The sequence below is a fragment of the Halobacillus litoralis genome (genome assembly GCF_020524025.1).
GTDB classification, from domain to species: Bacteria; Bacillota; Bacilli; order Bacillales; family Halobacillaceae; genus Halobacillus; species Halobacillus litoralis_D.
In genome coordinates this window covers 1,155,846-1,176,864 of the sequence record NZ_JAIVKN010000001.1, presented here as the reverse complement: position 1 = coordinate 1,176,864, position 21,019 = coordinate 1,155,846, and the positions used below count along the sequence as shown (strand labels likewise).

Here is a 21,019-nt window from a genome sequence, read left to right as displayed (position 1 = left end):
AGTGGGAGCAAATGCCCACTCTTTTATTTGAAGATACCGAAAGGCTTTCCAATCGGAAGAGTTACCTTTCCAAAATGCGTATTCAAAACATTCGCTGCTGAACCGTAAAAACTCATAATGGCAATTAGAAATTCAGCAACAGCGGCTACTGTGTGCATGGCATGAGGAGCAATACCAAGCGTAGACAGGGATAGACCAATAAATAAAAAGTCGATGAGTACGAAAATGATAAATAGTACTTTATTCGTTTCCATAGCTCCTATTGTCATAAAAAAGGAGAAAATAAAGTAACCGACATAGGCAATTCCTAGTTGTTTTGGATCTACGGCTTGAGCCGCAGCTTCACCGAAAAGCCCAAAATCAATCAGCCATGATGTTCCGACACCAAACCAGAATAATCCAAAGGCGGCAAAAGCTGTGGTCCCAAATGTATTGTTGTGCTTTGCGTCCTGTACGGCTGCGAACAACTGGGCAAGACCACCAAGGAATATAGCCCAAGGCAGAATGAAAGATACGCCTTCTGTCCAGCCAAGCTTGGCTGATGAAGCGACAAGTGTAACCATTGCAAGACCGAATAATCCAATTGCTGATGGATCAGCGGTTTTGACTTGAATGTGTTGTGTCGTTGTTGTTTGATTCATGATGATACCTCCTAAAAAACATACTTTCTCAATTTACATAAAAATACGGAGGAGCGCAATGATTATTTTTATGTAAGCGTATTATTCCCGTAATTAATTCAGCTCTGTTAAAAAATCGAGATGAAAATGTTAAAAAATGTATATTCTTATGGCAGTGATTTGAAGGTATAATCCCTGGAAACAAGAGAATTTGCAAAGGGTTCCCCAACAGGTCACTACCAATTATAAAAAAATAGTAAGTGAGAGGGAGAGAAAGAAATGAACGTAAGAAACATCGTTAAAGATGAGGAGGAACTCCGGAAAATCATCGGTCATCCAAGTGAGTTGGTAAACAATAAAGTCATAAATGACCTAGATCAAAACTGTGTCACATTTATTCAGCAATCGCCGTTTCTAACATTAGCTACTTCTGATCAGAACGGTTGTACCGACGTCTCTCCAAGAGGAGACTATCCTGGATTTGTTCATGTACTTGATCAAAACCATATCATTATTCCTGAACGGCCAGGGAATAAGCGCCTTGATTCACTAACCAATATTCTGACAAACTCTGGTGTCGGGATTATATTCTTCATACCAGGAATGGGAGAAACCCTCCGCATAAACGGAAATGCTTCCATTGTTACAGATGAAGAGTTACTTGAACCTATGTCTTTCCGGGGGAATATGCCGCTTGTAGGGATTGTTGTAGAGGTGAAGGAATGTTTTATTCACTGCGCAAAAGCTCTAAAACGTTCAAAATTATGGGAACCATCCAGTTGGAAGAGGAAAGAAGAGCTTCCCTCTGCAGCAAAAATGATAGCTGAACATGCAGGACTTCCAAACCTTAATGAAGAGCAGGTGGAAAAGCGTCTGCAGAAAAGTTACAAGGACCGTTTATATTAGTCAGGAGGATATACATTGAATTTTCAACCATTACAAACAGAACGGTTACATTTAGTCCAAATTACAGAAGCTTATATAGACAGCTATTATGACATTATGTCACGGGAAAAGGTTATGAAATATTATGGAATGGAACCTATGACTAGTCGAAGTCAGGCGGTGAAAATCCTGGAATCTATGAAAGATACATTTCATAGAGAAAAAGGTATCCGCTGGGGGATTATAGATCTTCAGTCCGACCGGTTTATTGGAACAGTCGGTTTGAACAATTTGAGTATCGGTGCAGGAAGAGCAGAAGTCGGATATGAACTTCATCCTGAATTTTGGCAGAGAGGGCTTGCGACAGAAGCTGTGAATGCTGTATTGGATTATGCCTTTCAACACTTGGAATTGTTTCGGGTAGGGGCTGTCACCTTTCCGGAAAATGAAGGGTCGTCTAAACTTCTCAGGAAAATTGGATTCAAACAGGAAGGGATATTAAGAGGATATTTATATCAAAAAAATCAAAATCATGACGCCCTTCTTTTCTCTATTCTTCTGCCCGAGTATCAGAAAGTGGGAAGGAATGAAGGTTAACCAGTTTTCCTCTGTTTTGCAGGAATACTAGGAATCTTTGGAAGAACGTATGTATTACGTTACATAAGGACTGCTGAATTGTTTATAGATCAGTTAATTGAAGCAGCTGTTGGGTTTTAGGATTTCAATTTATAGTTGTTCAGGCTGATCAAATATAAATCTATTAATGAAAGCTGGGTTGTTGGAAAGGATCAGGTGGTTTTTTGCGTATTATTATAGGGATGTGTGTTGTGGGGTTGATTTTTTTTGGAGGCATGATAGTGGGCGTAAAGTATGTAGATCGACCCTCTTATCAACTTTATATTCAGGGGAATGTCTCTGAAGGGGTCGTCTTTACAGATGAGAATGATCAGGAAAAAGTGGATACATTTTTGGATCTTTATTTACATAAAGATCCGATTGAAGGAGCTGCTTCGGTAGATGTGGGGAACCCTGATTTATCTATTCTCTTTACAAGCCCTGGTCGTTCAATCGATCTGATTGAAAGCAGAGTCTGGTTTACTGATCAAGGAGCAGTTCTTGGAGAGCGGATAGGGGAAACATGGAGGCATGTGCAGTTTTTTAGTATAACAAATAGCAGCGAAGATTATCTGAGATCACTTATAAACGAAAGAGAGGAAGAGTAAATGGATGTAGAGAAGCTGAAAGGGCCGGTCTACTTTCTTGGTTTTTGTGTTCTTTTTGCCGGCTGTACAGTTGCGGGAGACAGGGATAGCTTACCAGCGAATGACGAGGATTATCACCAGGAAATGCAGGACATCAAGCAGGAGCTTCAAATATTGAATCAGCAAGTTAAGGAATTAAATGTTAGCTATATAGAGGATGATGGAATGGAAAGCACGCCATCAGGACCAAGCAGGTCTTATTAAATGATGCTGAGAGGAGAGCGTATGGAAGAGCCGTTCAAATCTTATTTCTGGAAAAGGTTTTGGTTTCTTTTAATTCCTATTTATATTGTTGCTGTTATCAACGAGCCGTTCATTACTAACAACGATTTCTCAGAATGGGAAGATTACCTGGCATTTTTCTTCTTTCTCCTATTCTACTTTATCGGGTATGCCTTTATCAGTGCATTAATCATCCATATGTTATGGCGGTTTCGAACAGGCAGGAATAAGAGATAATTCTTAATGAATGATTAACCACGAAGGATTTTGTTTGTACCTGAAATTTCACATGCAATAACTTTAGAATATGAAGAAGATGGTAAAACTTATTATGATTGCGATTTGGGAAGTTTGGATGTACTATCAGGAACCACAAAAAATTGGGGAATTCAATGTCTTAAGAAAAAGCTGTTGATCTGAATGAGTAATTATGAAACATTCAATTTAAGCTTGTGATTACTCTTGTTAATAAAACAGGAAAAATGAACATCCATAAAAGGACGTTCATTTTTCCTGCTGAATAACATGCAATGTTCATAAATTTCATTTAAATATTAAGTGCAAATAATTTCAGCATAAAAAGCAGAGCGATTAGCAGCCGCCCTACTTCTTACACACCGCAACTCCTAAAGGGTAATACACATCTTTTCGTGGAGGTTCGATCGTGACCCCGCGTTGAAAGAAAATTTCTTTCTCGGAAAAGTCTGAGAAGAGGTCCTGAAACTCTTCCGGGGTCAATTGGAAATAATGAAACTCTTGACCGCTCGGGTACTCTCTTCCTTTGCCGAAAGGGGTTGATAGGACGAGTGTTCCTCCCGGTTTGAGTAAATCATACATTCGTTTTATAAATAATCGATCATCTTTAACATGTTCAATTGTCTCAAAACTGAGGATGGTGTTGAACGTGCCAATCTGCTGCGGGAGTTCTTTATCCAATGCATTGCCTTTTCTAAAAGTCAGTAATGGATGATAGTAATGATGCTTTGCATATTTAATTGTATCTTCACAGATATCTATGCCGACAATTTCATCAATGTTGTTTTTGCAGTCTTTTGCAATCTTTAAACTGCCATAACCGGAACCACACGCTAAATCAAGTACACGTCCTCTCACATACGGGGTGGAAAAAGTGTATCTTGCTATGTGTTCAAGAAGCATGTTATTCATCGGGTCCATCTCTTTCGGTATGACTCTCTCTCCAGTATCTTCTAACATGTAAATAGTCACCGCTTTTTTTCGTTTGTCTACGATTATAGCACAGTAATAGGGGCTTGTTTATTTAACAACGATTACAGGTGCCTGGATGTATTTGACAAGCTTATGACTGACGCTGCCAAGCATCCATGTTTGAAGTTTGTTTTTTCCTCGGCTTCCTGCTACTACGCAATCGTATTCATGAGCATTGGCATATTCAATAATTGTCTCTGCAGGTTCGCCGTGTTGAATAATAACGTCAGCTTTCATTCCTCTCTCCTCAATAAATGAAAGGGTATCGAAAAATTTCTCTTTTCGTTTCATGGATGCCGTATGAGAGTCTCCATATTTTAAGACGTCCTCTTTGGATGTTTCTCCATCGACTACATAAATTAAATCAATACGGACATGATTTTTGTATGGATCCACCATTTTTAGAGTTTCTTCAATGGCTCTCTTGGAATGTGCAGAACCATCTGTTGCTAATAGAATATTTGTATACATAGCGCTTGTCTCCTTTATTATTATGAGTGTTCTGCGTTTCTTCTAACGCTGCTTAACCGTTCAAGGAGCCTGTTGCTTTCTCCATTCAAGCCAATAAAACGGACGGAAGTACCCTTCCCTTTAAACTTCGTCTCCAAACGATCAAGAGCTCCAATTGCGGAATCATCCCAAAGGTGAGATTCAGTAAGATCAATGACCACTTCTTCCAGTTCATCATTGAAGTCGATGTTATCCAGGAATTCTGTCACGGAAGCAAAGAAAAGCTGACCCTGCACATAATAAATTTTACGCGTCCCTTCATCCATATAAAGACCGAGCACCCTGATCTTTGAAATTTTAACTGCAAATACAATCATACTCAACAACACCCCGGCCAATACACCATAAGCCAGGTTGTGCGTAAAGATAACGGTAAGGACAGTAACTCCCATGATTACAGCGTCTGTAAGGGGGACTTTATGAATGTTCGTCAGTGAATACCAGTTAAAGGTGCCGATGGATACCATAATCATAATACCTGCGAGCGCGGCCATGGGAATTTGAACAACGATTGCACCAAGCACAATGATTAAGAACATAAGAAAAAGACCAGCGATAAGAGAAGCAAGTCTGGTGCATCCTCCTGACTTCACGTTAATGACAGACTGGCCGATCATCCCACAGCCAGCCATGCCTCCAAAAAGACCAGCTGCAATATTGGCCAGCCCCTGTCCACGGCTTTCTTGATTTTTGTTGCTTTCGGTTTCAGTCATGTCATCCACAATGGAAGCGGTCAATAAGGATTCTAATAAGCCGACAATGGTTAAAGCAAGAGCGTATGGTAAAATAATTCGAAGTGTTTCAATAGTAAGAGGAATTTCCGGAAGAGCAAGCACTGGGAGCGTACGTGTTAATTCACCCATATCACCGACTGTCCGTACTTCGATGTTCATTGTAATAACAAGAATAGAAATAACTATAATCGCTACTAAAGTTGAGGGTATTGATTTGTTGAAATAAGGGAAAAGGTAGATAATTGCTAGAGTTAACCCTGTTAAAACAAAAATGATAGGTGATTCGTCCTGGAAGTGTTGAAATTGAGAAGTGAAGATTAAAATGGCCAGAGCGTTAACAAAACCGACCATCACCGATTTGGGGATGAATTTCATGAATCTTGCCAATTGAAAAAGACCAAATAATATTTGAAGAATCCCTGTAAGTATGGTTGTGGCAAGCAAATAGGAAAGCCCATACTGGGCAACGAGTGTAGTCATTAACAAGGCCATTGCTCCTGTAGCCCCGGAAATCATTCCAGGTCTTCCTCCTGTTAGGGCAATAACTATACAAATACAAAAAGAAGCATATAACCCAACCATGGGATCTACGCCTGCGATGATTGAAAAGGCGATCGACTCTGGTATAAGTGCTAAAGCTACTACGATTCCGGCAAGGACATCACCTTTAATATTGCTCAGCCATTGTTCTTGAAACATCGCACGATACATAAGAACCCTCTCTCTTCCAACACTTGTTTTTTTATAGTCTGAACATATGAAACCCAGACATACATAGGAAGTATAGGGGAGGGCCAGGTTCACTGAAAGCCTTGATCTTTCACATCCATTAGCTGTACCTCTTACTTTTGACGGATGTACTGAACCGTTCGTATTAAATCACTTGAAACAGGGCGGCCGAAAGGTCCAGTCTGCTTTTGTTGATACATGACTTCTCCACCTTCATTGGTAAGGAAGTAAGCAGGTTCACCGTGGACTTGAGGGTTTTCATGTTGGTAGGAATACCGATTTGTGAATACTCCAAAAGCATCAATAATTGAGAAATAGGCGTCAGACAAAACGGGGAAAGATAGTTCCTCCTCTGAGACCATTTTCTTTAACGATCCTAAATCATCACTGGAAATAGCAATAATCTCAACTCTATGTTCTTTAAACTGCTTACGATTTTTTTCTAATTCTTTTAATGTCTTTAAACAAAACGGACACCACGATCCTCGGAAGAAGACAATGACATGCCAATTGTTTTCAGAATGGATACGAAAGTTCTCAAATGAAAATGTTCCACCCTTAACAGAAGGAAGAATAAAATTTGGTGATTGACCGCCGATTTGCAGGGCTTGCATAGCTGCACCTCCTTGTATTAGCTGGAAAGGTGAAATTCATCATATGACAGAGTATAAGCAGGAAGTGTATGAGTTGTGCAGGAATTATAAAGATGAGTAAATGTTTATATAAACGTCCCTTATCCAGGATAGACCAAATGAGGGGGGAATTACAAAAAAGAAAGAGGTGGGGGAACATGAGTATTGAAAGACAACTCTATATTTCCGCTGCACAATTAATTGAAGATCGTTATCCGAAAGGCTGGGGAGGAGCAGCTGCTATGCGGATGGAAGATGGTTCGATTGTTACAAGTATTGCACCGGATATAATCAATGATGCTGCAAATCTTTGTATGGAAACGGTATCTATAATTGAAGCTCATGAAAGAAAACAAAAAGTTACCCATTCGCACTGTATCGTAAGGTAGGATGAATACTCCTCCTATCAAGTGCTCACTCCTTGCGGTGTTTGTCAGGAGAGATTATTTTACAGGGGGGATCAGGTTCTTGTTGCTGTGACAACAAAAATTGCGATCCTATCACTTATAAGACATTGGCAGAAGTACAGCCCTTTCATTGGTCCAGAGCTTACACGTTGGAACAATTTTACGCTTCACACTATGTGTTACGAGAAATTAAGCGGATAACTCTTTGAAATTTCTTATTCCTCCTTTCCTCTGAATCAATAAATCATGGGGAAGTAGTTATATACATACCCTAAAGCGGGTACCGTATAGAGATAGGAGGTGGGGAAGTGTCCGGAAAATCGGATAAACAGCAATATGTAGATGTCCAGATGGGAAAGCATGATCTTTTCTTCAAAAAAAACTATAATATTTTGTATACCCTGAATGATATTTTATTAGGACTCTGGTTTTTTATAGGAAGTATTTTTTTCTATTTTGAATCACTAAAAACCTGGGGTGTTACGTTATTTGTAATCGGAAGTTTTCAGCTTCTTATACGTCCAACTATCAGGCTTGTCCATCGTTTTCATCTACGAAAGCATTATAAAAAAGAGTACGAGAAAAAACAATGACGGGTGGCTGCTTTCAGCCATCCGTCATTGTTTTTGAATCTCTTCCTAGGATTTTTCTAAAACCCCCGTCTGTATTTTCAAATAATTCCATCCATGGTACTCTTTTCATAGAAGCTCAAAGTGAAAATACAACAAATCTTTTAGCTCATAAGTATAAAGGGTGAAATAGCTTGAAGAAAATTATCGTGCTTTTGCTGTTGTTTGTGGTTGGTTGTACCCTTTCTAATGATAAAGTGATTGCATTTAAGGGACCTATTACTTCGGTTAAAATCGGGGGGATTGAAGTAGGGTGTTCCTCAGCTGTAAACAAAAACGCTGCGGATACCTCGACCGATCAACGGTGGTCTTGTTTAGTTCTTGTGCCGCAGGATACGCCTGTACATACAAAGAAAGGGAAACAGATCGATATTCATGCTTTTCGTGAGCAAGCGAGAGAACATGATTTGTTACAAGTTAAGGTTACGTTATCAGAGAGCAGGGAAATAAGTGAAGACCCGGACAGCAGAAAACTTAAGGCTGCGGAGATTACACTTCTCGAATGAAAAGGTGGTGGGAGGTGTTAAAAAAGTCATCTTATTGGTCATTTCGCTGCTTTTTCTATTTGGCTGTTACCCCGGTCGAGGTGAAGGGGGATCATTGAGCAAAAGTCAAGTTCTAAAGAACAACTCAGAAGCTGATTACGTGCAGCTTGAACATGGAGAGGTTTATACCCATGGAGTCGGTTGGATAGAAGAGAAGGAATGGTCAAAGGGTGAACGCCTCGGTATTGTAGAGGAAGGGATGGCCAGTCACCTGCCTCAAGGTGCTGTCCTTTACCGTTCAAAAGAAACCCCGGTGATTATTATTGCAGAGTATGGGAACAAAACAAAACGTTATTTATTTGCATCGGGTGAATAGAGGCGATTCATATATATCACCCTCAGAGGTTTAAGCCAAGTCCGGTGCTGTCACGTAATCTAGGTGTGGAAACAATCAATCCTATGTTGATTTTACTTACGTGTTAACAAAACGGTTCTAATGCTTAATTGAATCGAAATTAAAGTGATATTGTCACGCTGTTCGTTTATTTCCAAGGAAAAGGCTTCTTTCATCACAGGTCTACATCATTGTGAATGCCCGAAAACCTTTAGAAGGGTGGCAGAAGAATGGAAAAGCTCACAAAGAATTTCACGAAGACAAGTATATGGATGAAGAGGTATGCAAGACCATTGGAGGAGGCACGGTGGAGAGCACTTTTTGAAAAAGGATCCAAGAGAGAAGTCCTTCGATATTTGACCGCTTTTCAAAATGAAGATGGAGGGTTCGGCCATGGAATTGAGCCGGACTTTTGGCTGCCTGGTTCTTCCCCTATGGCCACTTGGGCGGCTGGACAGCAGCTTTTAGAAATGAGAGTTGCTTCTAAAGAGCCTGTCATTACTCGGGTGATTTCCTATTTAATGAATACATATGACCCGGAGACAGGAATGTGGCCATCCGTAATTCCGGAGGTCAATGATTTCCCTCATGCTCCGTGGTGGCATTATAAGGAAGGTATTCAAAGTCAATGGATGTTTAATCCATCCGCTGAACTTGCAGGATTTCTTGTTGACTGGTCCGCCATTGGAAGCGAGGCCTCCGAGTTAGGCTGGCATAGTATTGTCAGAGCAGTTGAACGTTTAATGGCTGCAGATGACATGGATTTTCATGAAGTTCTTTGCTATCAGCAGCTTCTTTCTATCCTCTCTCGTTACAAAAGCCGCCTGCAAACGGAGAGTTTATATACCTTTTCACTAATTGAAAGTCATATTTATGATCTTACAGAAGCCTGTGTAGAGATGGAACCTTCAAAATGGGGGAGAAGCTACTCTGCTCTTCCTCTTGATATGATCGACGGCCCCCAGCACCCGTTTTATGAAAAGTTTCCTGATCTTGTTCGTGAAAATGCGAAATTCTATATGAATACACTTTTAGATGAAGGGGTCTGGGATATTACCTGGGATTGGGGAGATCATTCGGAGTCCTATGTATTAGCTAAGCGGCAATGGCAGGGGGTTGTGGCTGTAAACCGCTATAAAAAAATGAAGGTTATGGGCTGGTTATAGTCATTTTGAGGAAGTTTTTGAAAACATCTTTGAAAAGGTATTGAATGGGCGTACTGCTGTAAGAAACAGCGGTGCGTTTTTTTGATAAAAAAACATTCGATCTGCCTCGGGGAACTGATGTTTAGGAAGAATAAATAATTTAAAATATTCTTATTCTATCGTAAAAAGTAGTGTTAAATTCTATTATCTTGGGAAAATAGCAACCAACTCTAGAAATGAAGGTGATATAATGGAACATCGAATTTCCCATAAAGATATGGACGAATTGTTGAAGAAGCTTGAGGATGACTATGTGGAAGCAGTTACGGGTAATGAAAGCACAACAGTGGAGGAGTTTGTTCATGAATTCCTGATGGATTCATGGGAGTACAACGATAGAAATATAGAGAATATAAAAGCCGTTATGAGCCGCTATTCCAAAGGAGATATCTATAAGCATACCTTTAGCGGTGCTTTTAACGAAATGGTTGACTATGTACAAGATAAGCTTACTTCATTGGATCAAGAAAAAGAGTATCCACTGATTCATCAACCGTATGGAGCCTCCGTCATGATTTCCTTTGTGGATGGTCTTGTCATTCAATACTATACTGGGTGCTATGATGTGGAACAATTGAGAAACATGACGCCTCAAATAAAGCAGATCATTCTGAACGCACTTAAAACAGAACCCACTACCCCACAGTAATTAGTTAAACACGAATGAAATCCCCCTGTCTGGTGATGAATGAAGCTTCAGGTTCGCTTTAGAAGGGGATTACATGTCTTTTAAATAAAAAGTTCTGTTAAAGTCGAGTGTTGATCATTAGAACTCTTTTAAACAATCTTCCTTGTCTGGAATAGCGGACTTGGTCCGTTATCTTGATGAGAGGTTGGGAGGGAAGGAGTTCCTTAAAACTCGTGTAAAAAAGCAATATAAATCTTTAACAGAACCAAATATAAAACAAGCGGATAAAAAAACCGGATCACAACTGTGATCCGGTTTCCCTTATTTTCATGCTATGGTTTGATCAATTTTAACTTGAGATAAGAGTGATCCTGAATACAATCTAAATAGGGTGCTCTTTCAAAGGGAAAATAATTAATTGATGTTGGTGTTACTTCCAACAGTTTAAACAAGTCATCAGAAGAAGCCACATCACTCAACTGAATATGAACGTCTTCACCGCTCAGTGAATGAAATTTCGCTGAGGTATACCCTTCATCTTTAATAAATTGAAGTATGTCCATGTCATTCTCCTTCAAGAGATTTAATAAGTGACGTCTAAGCATTTACTTTCCCGAAATAACAGCTGAGTAAACAACATATTCTTTGTTGTCAGTTATCTGTTATTCTACAATAACAAAAGGAAGCAATATTAGCTACTAAATAAGGTTGAAAAAGCACATTCGAATTTTTTGTTTGTTATTATAGAATAATTTTATATAAAAATAAGGCCTGCGCAATCGTGCGTAGGCCTTATTTTTTAATAATATGGTGAAATCATTAAATAAACGATAACCCCGGTCAGGCTGACATAAAGCCATAGCGGCATTGTCAAACGAGCGATTTTCCGATGTTTATCCACTTTCATCGCCAGCCCCCGGAACAATGTAAGCAAAGCAAGCGGAACAATAAGAGCAGCCAGAACAATGTGGGTAATTAGAATGAAATAATAAATTCCCGCCACAAGGCCTTCCCCACCATAAGAAGTGGATTCTGCCATTGAATGATAGGTCAGATAAGAAATAAGGAAAAATGCTGTACTCGTAAAAGCTGCAAAAATAAACCGCTTATGCCAAACTATATTTTTTCTGATAATCATAAAAAGGGCTGCTAATAAGAACACAAATGTAAATGAGTTCAGAACAGCGTTTAGTAATGGCAGCAGTTTAATATCGAAGCTCGTTTCACCGTCTACTTTCGGCAAAAAGAGAAGGGCAACAACAATTAAGTTGATGGCGATCGATAGACCGACAACCCATGGAACATAGTTGAATTCTTTTTTCATAGGATCGATCCTTTCTTTTTCTTTATAGAATCCTAGACAAGTATATAGAAAAACCACTCAGAATTCCATGACAGAGTAGTGAATTATCCATTATTAAGGATTTACGATGGATTCGGTGGAAAAAGCGTGGAATATAAATCCAGAGGAAATTTAAAAGTAATTAATAAAGTCGACTACAGGAAACATGAAGATTGGTTTTCTCGTACCGGAACCAACATACCTCGTACATGGGAGCTGCTCTCTATAGTTAAAAGATTAATTTTTAGATTGATTGTGTTAAATTTTCCATAATGAGATGGAGTTGAAGCTCCATCTCATTATGGAACCGATTTGGGCAAACCATCTTTCCCTCCTTTCCATAAGATAATACACAGGAAGGAGGAACTTCCCATAGAAGAAAAAAATCTGTTTCAACGTTTTATTGGCGGGGCCCTTGAACTTATTATCGCTGGAGTACTGGCTGCATTCATTACAGAAATGCTGGATTCAGGACGTGGATACAATCCCAACCCCGTCTTCTGGAAGGCTTTTATCCTAACCCACGTAACCTTCTTGATTGGTGTCCCGTTATTCTTTAAAGGGCGTACACTTGGAATGCTTTTGACGAATATAACGGTCTTATCTATAAATGGTAATAAGCCAAACATACTTCAGATTATAGCAAGAGCGGTTCTTGGATTTGTACCGGTAATACTGTCTAATGGACTATGGTATTTTATTACTCTCTTTATTGCTCTTACAGATAAAAAAGGACGAGGATGGTCGGAAATCGTTTCATGTACAGAGATTAAGCGCAAATCACTGGAATGAAATACAACTTAAACTCCGGCTGGATCTTTTCTTTTTTTACTAAGAATAGATATACCGATGTAAATAAATGAAATCATAACTAGTACCCACATGGAATCTCTATACTCAGAATAAGAAAGTTTGTGGATAAATCCATGATAGGATTCTATAATCAGCCATCCAATAGGCAGAATTGGAGCAGCATTAGCAAGGGATTGGTTTAAAACTCTTCTGCCTTTTTCTGTTTTACCCGCTTTCCCCCAGGCAAATGTGAAAAGGACGAATGTGAAAAATAAAAACAACGGTACTAGCAGCACACCCGTGATAAACAAGGATTCACCTCCTTTTGATAATATAAGGAATCATTTAACATGAATGTCGATCTTAATGTGAGAGTCATAGATGGGTTGCTTAAGGGAACTCTCCTTCCATATGACCGGAAGATGGTGGTGTCATAGAGAACTTATCACATAAGCTTGGAAAGAGAGCATGTTATAGATACGAATCTACTTTAAATAAGTTCCAAAACATGGATAATCAATAGACCTAATCGACATGCTGAGCTTTGGTGAAATAATTGTGAGGAAAAGAAGGAGGGTTTATATGCCTGTTTACAACAAGCTGGTACGTGACTTTATTCCAAGAATAATAGAGGAGCGGGGAAAGGAACCAAAGACAAAGATATTAAATAAAGAAGAGTATCATAAAGAATTGAGAAATAAATTGCAGGAAGAAATTTCAGAGTACTTAGAAGCTGGGAATGATGCTGATGCAGTAGAGGAGCAGGCCGATGCGTTAGAGGTGATAACTGCTCTCGCTGGAAAACATGGGGTTTCTATGGAACAACTGGAACAGGTCAAAAAAGAGAAATCTGATACAAGAGGAGCTTTTAATGAGCGGGTCTTTCTTGTACAGGTAGAGGAATAAAGCCAACGTTTTCTTGTCATAAATGCAGAGTTTTCAAGTGGTCATCAAAAATCATTCTATGTCAAAACTAAGAGTTTAGACTTCTCTTAGGAGAACCAGCACTGTAGACTTTTCCTAGAGAAAAAATCCGGACCCTGTCTAAACAGGGTCCGGATTTTGGTTATTTTAAATCTTCTAATACACGATCTAAAGTTTCCATTTGTTGATTCATTTTTTTGAGTGCAGCATTGATACTTCGTTCATAAATTGACAGAATGTTTTGACCGTAAGTAGTGCCTGGAACTGCCCATTTTCCGTTGAGCCCATTCCATGTCACTGCACTTCCTCTTGTTACAAGATCAAAACGTGGGTCGACTTTTTTCAATCCAGTCGGAATGGGGTTAGTAGATGCATAGGCAAACAGGTGTTGAATGTGAGCATGCACACCCTCTTCGGGTGTAGAAAAAGATGCACCTGGATTTCCGGGACCGGTAGCACCAATTCCTGCATAGTTGTTCTGCTCCTTACTAACCAAACCAGTAAAACGAAAAAAGTCTGTTTCATTAATGGCTTGTGCGTAGGCAACATCGCCTCTAATACCATAGATTTCACCATATTTGAGGTAGTATGCTCCCAGCTCCGGTGCCTCGGAATTGACAGTCCGTGCATATTCCGTAAGTTGACAGGCATTTAAATACATCTCACCAGAAATTGTGTACCCTTCTATAGGAGCTGGAGGTTGAGCGGGAGCTTTTAAAATAAATGCATCTGTAATTCCAACACTCTTCAAACGATTTATTTGTGCCAAGGCATTTTCTTCACTAGAGAAAGCCCCGGCCTGTACTCGATAATATGTGATTCCCGAGATAGAGGTTGTAGTAATGAGCGAATCAATTCCGTTCTCTTTAAGTGCGTTCACACGTTTTTGTGCATTACCGCGTTCTCTGAATGAACCGGCTATCACTAGATAGAGTTCTGAGTCTGGATTTTCTGGTTCTGATGAATCCTCACCTTTAACTATAAACGCGTCATTAATACCAACACTTTTCAGCTGATCGACCTGTTCTCTCGCATTTTCTTCGTTAGAGAACGCTCCCGTCTGTACTCGATAATAGGTTTTACCGGAAATTGTCGTTGGAACAACAAATCCTGCAAAACCATTGCTGGCAAGGTACTCGATTCTTTCTTCAGCGTTCTCCCTGCTGCTGAATGAGCCTGCAATAACTCGGAATAATGTATCGGAAGGAGGGGTTGGTGCAGTTGGTTCTTTTGCTGGAAGATTCAAAGCATCCGCCACTCCATTTGCGATCGCTCTGCTTATATCATTAATAAAAGCGGAGTTTTTTAATAAAGCAAGATCTTGAGGGTTATCCACAAATAACACTTCTAATAGTAAAGCGCTCATGTTTGTTTCACGGAGCACATAATAATTGGCGCGTTTTTGACCGCGATCTCTGACACCGTAAGAACTCATTGCTTTGTATGTTGTATTATGAATAGTTCTTTGATACTGCTGAGTATTCGGTGAGAGGGGGCCGTTGAAAACGTAGCTTTCAAACCCCCTTCCGCCCGCAGCATTGTTATGAATGGATAAAAAGAAATCGGCGTTTAGACGGTTGGCAAGCGAGGTACGGCTGTCCAAACTTAATGTCACATCTCTTGTTCTTGTCATAATTGTTTCTACTTCATAATTTTGTGAAAGGATCCGCTCTACATTCAAGGCTATGGCTAAGTTGAACGTCTTTTCCTGATTCCCTTGATAGATGGCACCAGGGTCCGTTCCTCCATGGCCGGCGTCAATGACAACAATTTTCATAATCGTTAGATCTCCTTTCTAAATATCCCTCTATTATATGAGTGGAATAGACCGGGTGTATGGTTATATATGGAGGTTGGTTTGCGTGTGGCCTATTTTTCTTATCTTTCTTTTGAACTCTTATTTTGAAGGTTTAGAGAATTCTTCTTCTTATTGTATAATAGGTCATGTAACCTGTAGAGGAGGGAACACATGGATCCGTTAGATATTGTAGGGAATTTACATAAGATAAAGCCGGTTTTTCAACCTATATTGAGTGCTATTAATCATGGGGTTATAGGTCATGAGGTATTAGCACGCTATAAACAAGATGATACATGGCTCAGCCTGGGTTCTTTCTTTCATGATCCCGACGTACCAGAAGAATTTAAAGTAGAAGTTGATCAGCAGGTCCTGCAGCTTGCCATAGAAGAAATGCTTGCAAATAATAGTGATGGTATGCTGTTCATTAACCGTAATGCTAAACAGTTAATGGTTAATAATGGGGAAGATCTTATGCAGTTACTTCTTCAATATGAAGAAAAGGGCTTTCATTTGAATCGTATTGTTATAGAAGTAACAGAGCATGATTTTGATGAGGACTTTGAATCTTTGAGTCATCTGCTTTTGTATTATAAAACCTTCGGGATTCAGATTGCTGTGGATCATGTAGGGGCGAAAAGTTCTAATATTGACCGAATACGCCAACTTGAACCCCATATCTTGAAAATTGATACTAGTATTATCCGCACACAAAATGGTGATGTTTTTCAGGATATTATGTACTCTTTATCCATGCTTGCCCATCGAATTGGAGCAGCCCTTCTATTTGAGAATATCGAAGATGATTTTCAACTTTATTTTGCCTGGAAACACGGAAGTAGATACTACCAAGGATTCTACCTTGCCCATCCTTCTTTCCAACCGGTCGATCATACCTCTCTCTCTATGAAAATTAGTGAGAAAATCAGTGGATATATTCAAAGAGAGAAAAATTTATTAGAGCAGCGCCATAATTTTGTGAAGAAGTGGGAGCAGAAAGTAAGGTCTGTTCTTTCTAAATGGGAGGGACCAAAAAAAGCGGATATCTTTATCCAATCAATAACAGAGCAATTTCATGAGGAGAGCTTTCGAATGTTTGTTTGTCATATTGACGGTCAACAGGTTTCCTCAAACTTTAGAAAAAAAACGGACACGTGGGAACTGGAGCCACATAAACGCGGCTCTAACTGGGCATTTCGACCCTATTTCCTTGAAAATGTAATGCAGATGAAAGCCTTGAACACAGGGCTTCTATCTGGTTTATATTCAGATATTGAAACGAAAGAAATGGTACGTACATTCAGCTTCCCACTAACGGATCAACACTTCCTTTTTATTGATTTACGCTACGCCTACCTCTATGATCACGAGTGTTTGTTGGCTTGAGCTTAACGTCTATGGAAATAGGTGAAGATGTGGTTATGCACTACAAGGAAGGGGGTTACTGAGTTTTAGTCTCTTTTATACCTCCGTGTTGATTTTTTAGTTAGAAAATCATGAAAAATAGAGCAGGTATCTGACAGACTTTATTTTGAATGGGGGAAGAATTTATCGAAGTTTCTATTAGAGAAATGACAAAAGAACTAGCATGGGAGTCATTATTATGGCGCTATGAAGCGCCTTATGACTTTTATGATGTAAAAGCGGACGAAGAGAGTTTAAAGGAAAGACTTGATGGGAACTTCCAAGCTGTGTTTGAAAACAATATCTATATTGGTTTCTTTTGTACCGGCAGCCATCAAGAGTACCGGCTGGAGAAGAAGCAGGTGTTTATAAAGAGGACAGCATCGACATGGGGCTGGGTCTTGCCCCCGCTTTAACTGGTAAAGGAAAAGGAAAGGTGTTTTGCGGCGCTGTTCTGGACTTTATTGAAGAGAAAGATCCGGGTATTCCTATCCGCCTTTCAGTGGCCACCTTTAATAGGAGAGCCATCCGTCTTTATAGGAGTTTAGGTTTTGTACAGGATGAGTTTTTTTACACGGATACTCATCAATTTATGACGATGATTAAAAAGTAATGGTTGAAACGTGAGCCTTTAGACATCCTCTGTTTCTTTGTTCTATTCCATAAAAACTAATCAGTTGCTGTTTGAGTACCTCAATACGTATAATAAGATCCAGGAATTAATAGGTCTTTCGAGGTGTATGGTGCTTTTGAAAAGGGTAATGAAGGAACAAATACTTCTTAATCATTAATTCCTTTAGCACTGGGGATATGGCTGATAGAAAGCGCGGAGTATTACATAGAGAACGGATAAGCTTTAGACAATATAACCATTCCACACCATCCGGAGGTTCTCGTATATAGAAAGGTCGTTTAAGATGAAGAATCATTACTTACTTTGGATGCTTGCCGTTTATGTCGGATTGGGTATTGTCATCGGCCTATGTTTTTCGACTGTCCTATCCCAATTTATCGTTATCCCAAAAGAACTTGTTACGCTGTTTCTATTTGCTTCTATCATAGCAGGTTTGTTACTTGGCGTCGTAAATCACCTTGTCTTTTACCTATTCACAAAGAAGTTTACCCATCATTTCAGCAGTGTACTGCAGTCTGTCAGGAACGGGGATTTGTCTGCACGCTCTACACTTAATGTCGGCGGAGTTGTCGGGGAGTTAAATACGAATATTAATAAAACCGTAGCCGCTCTTGAGGAGACGCAGAACTGCATTCTACATGATGATTTGACAGATCTGCCTAATCGTCAGGCTCTGCAGCAGTTTTTTTTAGATAAGCAGAATCAGGGAAAGGATTATGCACTTCTCTTTCTTGATGTAAATGAATTTAAGCAGATCAATGATACTTATGGTCATGTTATAGGAGATGAAGTTTTAAGATTCATTGCTTTAGTTCTAACCAAGTCGGTAGGATTAGAAGATAAAGTGTACCGTCTGAGCGGTGATGAGTTTGTAATTGTTCATTCAACTGAGCAGTATAAAACCGAAAAGCTATGTTCTCTTATCCACCAGCAATTTCGCGACTCCTTTCTTATTGAAGGACATACCATAAAAATTACTGTAAGCATCGGGATATGCGAGTTTTGTTTTGGAGAGAAAGATTTCGTTGCAATTCTGGATCAAGCCGATCAAGCGATGTATAAGGTTAAAAGGGCTGGCGGCCATGACATCCGTCAAAGGACGCTTTGATAAAAGCGTTCTTTTTATTGAATCTTAGAATAACATCCTGCTATTTTGAACTAATATATAAATAAACACGAATGATAACATGCAGCTTTTTATGTTTATCTTTTAAAGAGTAGGAGGACTGATAAAAAGTAATTTCTCCATTCATACCTTCTTTCCATTTCCATCTATCTATACATTGTATTAATTATATTAATTAGCCTTCATGTAGTTTACATAATTATATTTCAGTATACAAGAAGGTGTTCTACATTTAAATGTGGGGAATAGAGTGAAAAAAGGAGGAGTGAGGATGAAAGTCATTTCACTGGAAGAAATTATTGGATCAAATCAGGAAGTGGATGGAGGAAACTGGGTCAGCCGACGGTTACTAGTGAAAGATGATCAGATGGGGTACTCCATTCATGATACTCATATTAAAGCAGGAACAGAAACCCATATCTGGTACAAGCACCATCTGGAATCTGTCTATTGTATTGAAGGCGAAGGGGAGGTCCATACATTAAAGGATCAAAAGGTATGGCCGATTAGAAAAAATGTACTTTACGCACTAGATCAGCATGATGAACATATATTATGTGCAAAAACAGATATGAGAATGATTTGTGTTTTTAATCCACCCATCAATGGTCATGAGGTTCATAATGAAGAGGGTGTTTATCCTCTTGATGAAGAGTAGTCTTTCCTGTTTAGGAGAGACTTTTTTTTGAATGAAAAAGTGCTTACCCCTTCACAGCTGAATCATAAATCTATCGTAGGAAAATTCGCACTATCAGAAAAATCTGTTACACTATTATTGAGAATTATCCATTTAAAACATAAAAATGGATAAATGTTACAAGGGGACAGTGGTAATGAACACATTTCTTTAACGTGATTGATTTCTAAGGTATTTTTATCGGCTTTAAGAAAAAGATCCACCTTTATTTTTATTAAATAGAAAGAGAAGGGGGTTAGGATGGAAGAAGCACTGGAAAAAGAAAGTATCAATCAGAGAATCATTCATAATAAAGCACGACGTTCAATGTGGCATATGTTTTTAATTATGGTCGCATGCATCGGATTGGGTCAGCTGTTTTTAAAAGAAGTGACCGGTTATTTCTATTTAGGGGCTCTTCTATTTTACAGCCTGTTTTTGTATCAAACCTATATGAGTCGGAAAACAAATCAGGAATTGTGGAAGATATGGGAGGACCGCTGGAGGGACCATCGTGTTCTTTTCAATGTGCAGTCATCTTTTATTGAAAGTATAAATGTCATCATTCCAGCCATTTTAAGTGCGGATTTTTCATGGGTAATATCAGGAATATTTACTGCCCTAGCGCTCTTTACAGGTTTCCGGAATGGTCAAAATAAATGGAAGGCCAAAGAATATTATTATAAGGAATACATAGAGTTAACTGGATAATAGACTGTGTATATGATAAAAAACTGAGGATGTTTAGCAGTGGAAGTATAACCTGATAAGAATACCCTTATATAAACCGGATACACGTGTAAGCCACAGAGAAGCCCTTGTACATAGGTCAGAGGTTTTGTGTTGGATGCCAGTCTTAAAATGGAAAGTCTGCGATTAGTCTCCCTTTTATTAGAGCGGATCACAGTCTCTCCACTAACAGCAGTAGTTGGCATGTAAAACTCAATACTAGAAGGTATCTTAAAAGGAAAGCAGAATGGCTCGGTCGTTCATACAACCCTTTTATGAAATAGTTATGGTTCTATTTAATATCAGCTTCGGTATAACATACAAAAGTGATCCCTTAGGAGGTCACTTATTTACTCTTTAAGCCATTTGTTTCTCTCGTTCCGGATCCTTTTCAGCTGCATCAATGAGGAGGAAAATGGCCGTTAAAATATGCATAACCATACCTAAAAATGGAATCCAGGCAATACAGGATGTAAGGATACCAAGGACACTCCCACGTGTTTCTCTGCCTTGTTTCTGTGCAAGTACAAGGGTCAGGATGTGAAGAATCAACATTACTGCAAGCGGCGTCCATAATAAAGACAGGATAAACGTCCCGCCGAAAACTGGAATCCCTAAAAATGCCTCAAGACCTCCCGTTACCCACATGAGGATACGTGCTGCTGACATAAGACTCCTCCCTTACTCAATTTGAGAGTAAATAACGAAGACTCATCGTAGACTCCTTCCCTACAAAAAATGACCATCCTTTCCATTATAAATGTCTACAGAAAGCGTTGACCTTAATAAGCTATTCAATGGAACAAGGTCTTTATGCATGAAATGTCACCTGGATCACATAATGGCTGCCCTTCGTACCATTTCCTATAGACATATATAAAAGATATTTGTAGAGCTATTGCAAAGATATGAGAATTGGGTTTTGATAGATAGTAAGAATTTTCAAATGAATTCAGCTCCATTATTCGTTGTTTCATTAAATAAGAAGGGTGGCTCAGAAAAAATGGATGCCGGTCATAGGAATG

The 21,019-nt window shown here is 39.2% G+C and carries 28 protein-coding genes and 1 pseudogene; 19 read left to right on the top strand and 10 right to left on the bottom strand.

Translation table 11 applies throughout. The features are described from left to right. Window positions 1–23: 23 nt before the first annotated feature. Window positions 24–641, bottom strand: a complete 618-nt coding sequence (locus LC036_RS06255) for an acetate uptake transporter (RefSeq protein WP_226579680.1) — start codon at window positions 639–641, stop codon at window positions 24–26. A 258-nt stretch (window positions 642–899) separates the two neighbouring features. Here LC036_RS06255 and LC036_RS06250 point away from each other — a divergent pair, with 258 nt between their 5' ends. From LC036_RS06250 to LC036_RS06230, 5 genes are all read left to right on the top strand, one after another. Then, window positions 900–1,526, top strand: a complete 627-nt coding sequence (locus tag LC036_RS06250; protein ID WP_226579677.1) for a pyridoxamine 5'-phosphate oxidase family protein — start codon at window positions 900–902, stop codon at window positions 1,524–1,526. Window positions 1,527–1,541: 15 nt separating this feature from the next. After that, window positions 1,542–2,102: a GNAT family N-acetyltransferase gene (locus tag LC036_RS06245; RefSeq protein WP_226579674.1), complete on the top strand. Its 561-nt coding sequence runs from the start codon at window positions 1,542–1,544 to the stop codon at window positions 2,100–2,102. A 260-nt stretch (window positions 2,103–2,362) separates the two neighbouring features. Further along, entirely contained in the window at window positions 2,363–2,728 is a 366-nt protein-coding gene (locus LC036_RS06240; RefSeq protein WP_226579671.1) for a hypothetical protein, read from the top strand. Further along, window positions 2,729–2,971 carry a hypothetical protein gene (locus LC036_RS06235; protein WP_226579670.1) on the top strand — a complete coding sequence of 81 codons (243 nt, stop codon included), beginning with the start codon at window positions 2,729–2,731 and terminating at the stop codon, window positions 2,969–2,971. 21 nt (window positions 2,972–2,992) lie between these two features. Continuing rightward, window positions 2,993–3,226: a hypothetical protein gene (locus LC036_RS06230; protein WP_226579668.1), complete on the top strand. Its 234-nt coding sequence runs from the start codon at window positions 2,993–2,995 to the stop codon at window positions 3,224–3,226. Between the two features lie 366 nt (window positions 3,227–3,592). Here LC036_RS06230 and LC036_RS06225 read toward each other — a convergent pair whose 3' ends face one another. The 4 genes from LC036_RS06225 to LC036_RS06210 form a co-directional block, all read right to left on the bottom strand. After that, window positions 3,593–4,204 (bottom strand): class I SAM-dependent methyltransferase, encoded by a 612-nt coding sequence (locus LC036_RS06225; RefSeq protein WP_226579666.1) that lies wholly within the window; start codon window positions 4,202–4,204, stop codon window positions 3,593–3,595. A gap of 60 nt (window positions 4,205–4,264) precedes the next feature. After that, window positions 4,265–4,687, bottom strand: coding sequence for a universal stress protein (locus LC036_RS06220; RefSeq protein WP_226579664.1), 423 nt, complete (start codon window positions 4,685–4,687; stop codon window positions 4,265–4,267). 20 nt (window positions 4,688–4,707) lie between these two features. Next, window positions 4,708–6,171, bottom strand: a complete 1,464-nt coding sequence (locus LC036_RS06215) for a SulP family inorganic anion transporter (RefSeq protein ID WP_226579662.1) — start codon at window positions 6,169–6,171, stop codon at window positions 4,708–4,710. Between the two features lie 131 nt (window positions 6,172–6,302). Beyond that, window positions 6,303–6,803 carry a peroxiredoxin family protein gene (locus LC036_RS06210; protein WP_226579659.1) on the bottom strand — a complete coding sequence of 167 codons (501 nt, stop codon included), beginning with the start codon at window positions 6,801–6,803 and terminating at the stop codon, window positions 6,303–6,305. A 176-nt stretch (window positions 6,804–6,979) separates the two neighbouring features. Between LC036_RS06210 and LC036_RS18620 the strand changes: the two are divergent. From LC036_RS18620 to LC036_RS06180, 6 genes and pseudogenes are all read left to right on the top strand, one after another. Continuing rightward, window positions 6,980–7,437: pseudogene (locus LC036_RS18620) on the top strand (cytidine deaminase). Between the two features lie 141 nt (window positions 7,438–7,578). Next, entirely contained in the window at window positions 7,579–7,821 is a 243-nt protein-coding gene (locus LC036_RS06200) for a YrhK family protein (protein ID WP_226580043.1), read from the top strand. 170 nt (window positions 7,822–7,991) lie between these two features. Then, window positions 7,992–8,363: a hypothetical protein gene (locus LC036_RS06195; protein ID WP_226579658.1), complete on the top strand. Its 372-nt coding sequence runs from the start codon at window positions 7,992–7,994 to the stop codon at window positions 8,361–8,363. 94 nt (window positions 8,364–8,457) lie between these two features. Continuing rightward, window positions 8,458–8,718, top strand: a complete 261-nt coding sequence (locus LC036_RS06190) for a hypothetical protein (RefSeq protein WP_226579655.1) — start codon at window positions 8,458–8,460, stop codon at window positions 8,716–8,718. A gap of 248 nt (window positions 8,719–8,966) precedes the next feature. After that, window positions 8,967–9,902 carry a hypothetical protein gene (locus LC036_RS06185; RefSeq protein ID WP_226579651.1) on the top strand — a complete coding sequence of 312 codons (936 nt, stop codon included), beginning with the start codon at window positions 8,967–8,969 and terminating at the stop codon, window positions 9,900–9,902. Between the two features lie 229 nt (window positions 9,903–10,131). After that, window positions 10,132–10,590, top strand: coding sequence for a hypothetical protein (locus LC036_RS06180; protein ID WP_226579648.1), 459 nt, complete (start codon window positions 10,132–10,134; stop codon window positions 10,588–10,590). Between the two features lie 311 nt (window positions 10,591–10,901). On the opposite strand, the gene LC036_RS06175 is transcribed toward LC036_RS06180, so the two are convergent. Then, window positions 10,902–11,132 carry a hypothetical protein gene (locus tag LC036_RS06175; protein WP_226579645.1) on the bottom strand — a complete coding sequence of 77 codons (231 nt, stop codon included), beginning with the start codon at window positions 11,130–11,132 and terminating at the stop codon, window positions 10,902–10,904. A 236-nt stretch (window positions 11,133–11,368) separates the two neighbouring features. Then, window positions 11,369–11,893, bottom strand: coding sequence for a DUF420 domain-containing protein (locus LC036_RS06170; protein ID WP_226579644.1), 525 nt, complete (start codon window positions 11,891–11,893; stop codon window positions 11,369–11,371). Window positions 11,894–12,223: 330 nt separating this feature from the next. Here LC036_RS06170 and LC036_RS06165 point away from each other — a divergent pair, with 330 nt between their 5' ends. Further along, the gene (locus LC036_RS06165; protein ID WP_226579642.1) at window positions 12,224–12,703 is read left to right on the top strand and encodes an RDD family protein; all 480 of its coding nucleotides are present in this window, start codon (window positions 12,224–12,226) and stop codon (window positions 12,701–12,703) included. 8 nt (window positions 12,704–12,711) lie between these two features. On the opposite strand, the gene LC036_RS06160 is transcribed toward LC036_RS06165, so the two are convergent. Continuing rightward, entirely contained in the window at window positions 12,712–13,014 is a 303-nt protein-coding gene (locus tag LC036_RS06160; RefSeq protein WP_226579640.1) for a hypothetical protein, read from the bottom strand. 271 nt (window positions 13,015–13,285) lie between these two features. On the opposite strand from LC036_RS06160, the gene LC036_RS06155 reads away from it, so the two are divergent. Then, window positions 13,286–13,609: a nucleoside triphosphate pyrophosphohydrolase gene (locus LC036_RS06155; RefSeq protein WP_226579638.1), complete on the top strand. Its 324-nt coding sequence runs from the start codon at window positions 13,286–13,288 to the stop codon at window positions 13,607–13,609. Between the two features lie 160 nt (window positions 13,610–13,769). Here the strand turns inward: LC036_RS06155 and LC036_RS06150 are convergent, their stop codons facing one another. Then, window positions 13,770–15,404 carry an N-acetylmuramoyl-L-alanine amidase gene (locus LC036_RS06150; RefSeq protein WP_226579636.1) on the bottom strand — a complete coding sequence of 545 codons (1,635 nt, stop codon included), beginning with the start codon at window positions 15,402–15,404 and terminating at the stop codon, window positions 13,770–13,772. Window positions 15,405–15,596: 192 nt separating this feature from the next. Between LC036_RS06150 and LC036_RS06145 the strand changes: the two genes are divergently transcribed. The 6 genes from LC036_RS06145 (at window position 15,597) to LC036_RS06120 (ending at window position 19,976) form a co-directional block, all read left to right on the top strand. Continuing rightward, the gene (locus LC036_RS06145; protein ID WP_226579634.1) at window positions 15,597–16,811 is read left to right on the top strand and encodes an EAL domain-containing protein; all 1,215 of its coding nucleotides are present in this window, start codon (window positions 15,597–15,599) and stop codon (window positions 16,809–16,811) included. 149 nt (window positions 16,812–16,960) lie between these two features. Next, window positions 16,961–17,245: a hypothetical protein gene (locus LC036_RS06140; RefSeq protein WP_226579631.1), complete on the top strand. Its 285-nt coding sequence runs from the start codon at window positions 16,961–16,963 to the stop codon at window positions 17,243–17,245. Next, window positions 17,218–17,442 (top strand): GNAT family N-acetyltransferase, encoded by a 225-nt coding sequence (locus LC036_RS06135; protein ID WP_226579628.1) that lies wholly within the window; start codon window positions 17,218–17,220, stop codon window positions 17,440–17,442. Before LC036_RS06140 ends, LC036_RS06135 begins: the two co-directional genes overlap by 28 nt. A gap of 304 nt (window positions 17,443–17,746) precedes the next feature. Continuing rightward, on the top strand, window positions 17,747–18,571 hold the full coding sequence (locus LC036_RS06130) for a GGDEF domain-containing protein (protein WP_226579624.1): 825 nt from the start codon (window positions 17,747–17,749) through the stop codon (window positions 18,569–18,571). A 289-nt stretch (window positions 18,572–18,860) separates the two neighbouring features. Then, window positions 18,861–19,247 carry an ectoine synthase gene (locus LC036_RS06125; protein ID WP_226579621.1) on the top strand — a complete coding sequence of 129 codons (387 nt, stop codon included), beginning with the start codon at window positions 18,861–18,863 and terminating at the stop codon, window positions 19,245–19,247. Window positions 19,248–19,526: 279 nt separating this feature from the next. Next, window positions 19,527–19,976, top strand: a complete 450-nt coding sequence (locus LC036_RS06120) for a hypothetical protein (RefSeq protein WP_226579618.1) — start codon at window positions 19,527–19,529, stop codon at window positions 19,974–19,976. A gap of 375 nt (window positions 19,977–20,351) precedes the next feature. On the opposite strand, the gene LC036_RS06115 is transcribed toward LC036_RS06120, so the two are convergent. Beyond that, window positions 20,352–20,663, bottom strand: coding sequence for a hypothetical protein (locus LC036_RS06115; RefSeq protein WP_226579615.1), 312 nt, complete (start codon window positions 20,661–20,663; stop codon window positions 20,352–20,354). Between the last annotated feature and the right edge of the window lie 356 nt (window positions 20,664–21,019).

Excerpts from the sequence above, each read along its gene's own strand:
- LC036_RS06255 (WP_226579680.1), bottom strand. The coding sequence starts at position 641 with ATGAATCAAACAACAACGACACAACACATTCAAGTCAAAACCGCTGAT.
- LC036_RS06250 (WP_226579677.1), top strand. The coding sequence starts at position 900 with ATGAACGTAAGAAACATCGTTAAAGATGAGGAGGAACTCCGGAAAATC.
- LC036_RS06235 (WP_226579670.1), top strand. The coding sequence starts at position 2,729 with ATGGATGTAGAGAAGCTGAAAGGGCCGGTCTACTTTCTTGGTTTTTGT.
- LC036_RS06230 (WP_226579668.1), top strand. The coding sequence starts at position 2,993 with ATGGAAGAGCCGTTCAAATCTTATTTCTGGAAAAGGTTTTGGTTTCTT.
- LC036_RS06225 (WP_226579666.1), bottom strand. The coding sequence starts at position 4,204 with ATGTTAGAAGATACTGGAGAGAGAGTCATACCGAAAGAGATGGACCCG.
- LC036_RS06220 (WP_226579664.1), bottom strand. The coding sequence starts at position 4,687 with ATGTATACAAATATTCTATTAGCAACAGATGGTTCTGCACATTCCAAG.
- LC036_RS06215 (WP_226579662.1), bottom strand. The coding sequence starts at position 6,171 with ATGTATCGTGCGATGTTTCAAGAACAATGGCTGAGCAATATTAAAGGT.
- LC036_RS06210 (WP_226579659.1), bottom strand. The coding sequence starts at position 6,803 with ATGCAAGCCCTGCAAATCGGCGGTCAATCACCAAATTTTATTCTTCCT.
- LC036_RS06200 (WP_226580043.1), top strand. The coding sequence starts at position 7,579 with ATGGGAAAGCATGATCTTTTCTTCAAAAAAAACTATAATATTTTGTAT.
- LC036_RS06185 (WP_226579651.1), top strand. The coding sequence starts at position 8,967 with ATGGAAAAGCTCACAAAGAATTTCACGAAGACAAGTATATGGATGAAG.
- LC036_RS06180 (WP_226579648.1), top strand. The coding sequence starts at position 10,132 with ATGGAACATCGAATTTCCCATAAAGATATGGACGAATTGTTGAAGAAG.
- LC036_RS06175 (WP_226579645.1), bottom strand. The coding sequence starts at position 11,132 with ATGGACATACTTCAATTTATTAAAGATGAAGGGTATACCTCAGCGAAA.
- LC036_RS06170 (WP_226579644.1), bottom strand. The coding sequence starts at position 11,893 with ATGAAAAAAGAATTCAACTATGTTCCATGGGTTGTCGGTCTATCGATC.
- LC036_RS06155 (WP_226579638.1), top strand. The coding sequence starts at position 13,286 with ATGCCTGTTTACAACAAGCTGGTACGTGACTTTATTCCAAGAATAATA.
- LC036_RS06150 (WP_226579636.1), bottom strand. The coding sequence starts at position 15,404 with ATGAAAATTGTTGTCATTGACGCCGGCCATGGAGGAACGGACCCTGGT.
- LC036_RS06145 (WP_226579634.1), top strand. The coding sequence starts at position 15,597 with ATGGATCCGTTAGATATTGTAGGGAATTTACATAAGATAAAGCCGGTT.
- LC036_RS06140 (WP_226579631.1), top strand. The coding sequence starts at position 16,961 with ATGGGGGAAGAATTTATCGAAGTTTCTATTAGAGAAATGACAAAAGAA.
- LC036_RS06135 (WP_226579628.1), top strand. The coding sequence starts at position 17,218 with ATGGGGCTGGGTCTTGCCCCCGCTTTAACTGGTAAAGGAAAAGGAAAG.
- LC036_RS06130 (WP_226579624.1), top strand. The coding sequence starts at position 17,747 with ATGAAGAATCATTACTTACTTTGGATGCTTGCCGTTTATGTCGGATTG.
- LC036_RS06125 (WP_226579621.1), top strand. The coding sequence starts at position 18,861 with ATGAAAGTCATTTCACTGGAAGAAATTATTGGATCAAATCAGGAAGTG.
- LC036_RS06120 (WP_226579618.1), top strand. The coding sequence starts at position 19,527 with ATGGAAGAAGCACTGGAAAAAGAAAGTATCAATCAGAGAATCATTCAT.
- LC036_RS06115 (WP_226579615.1), bottom strand. The coding sequence starts at position 20,663 with ATGTCAGCAGCACGTATCCTCATGTGGGTAACGGGAGGTCTTGAGGCA.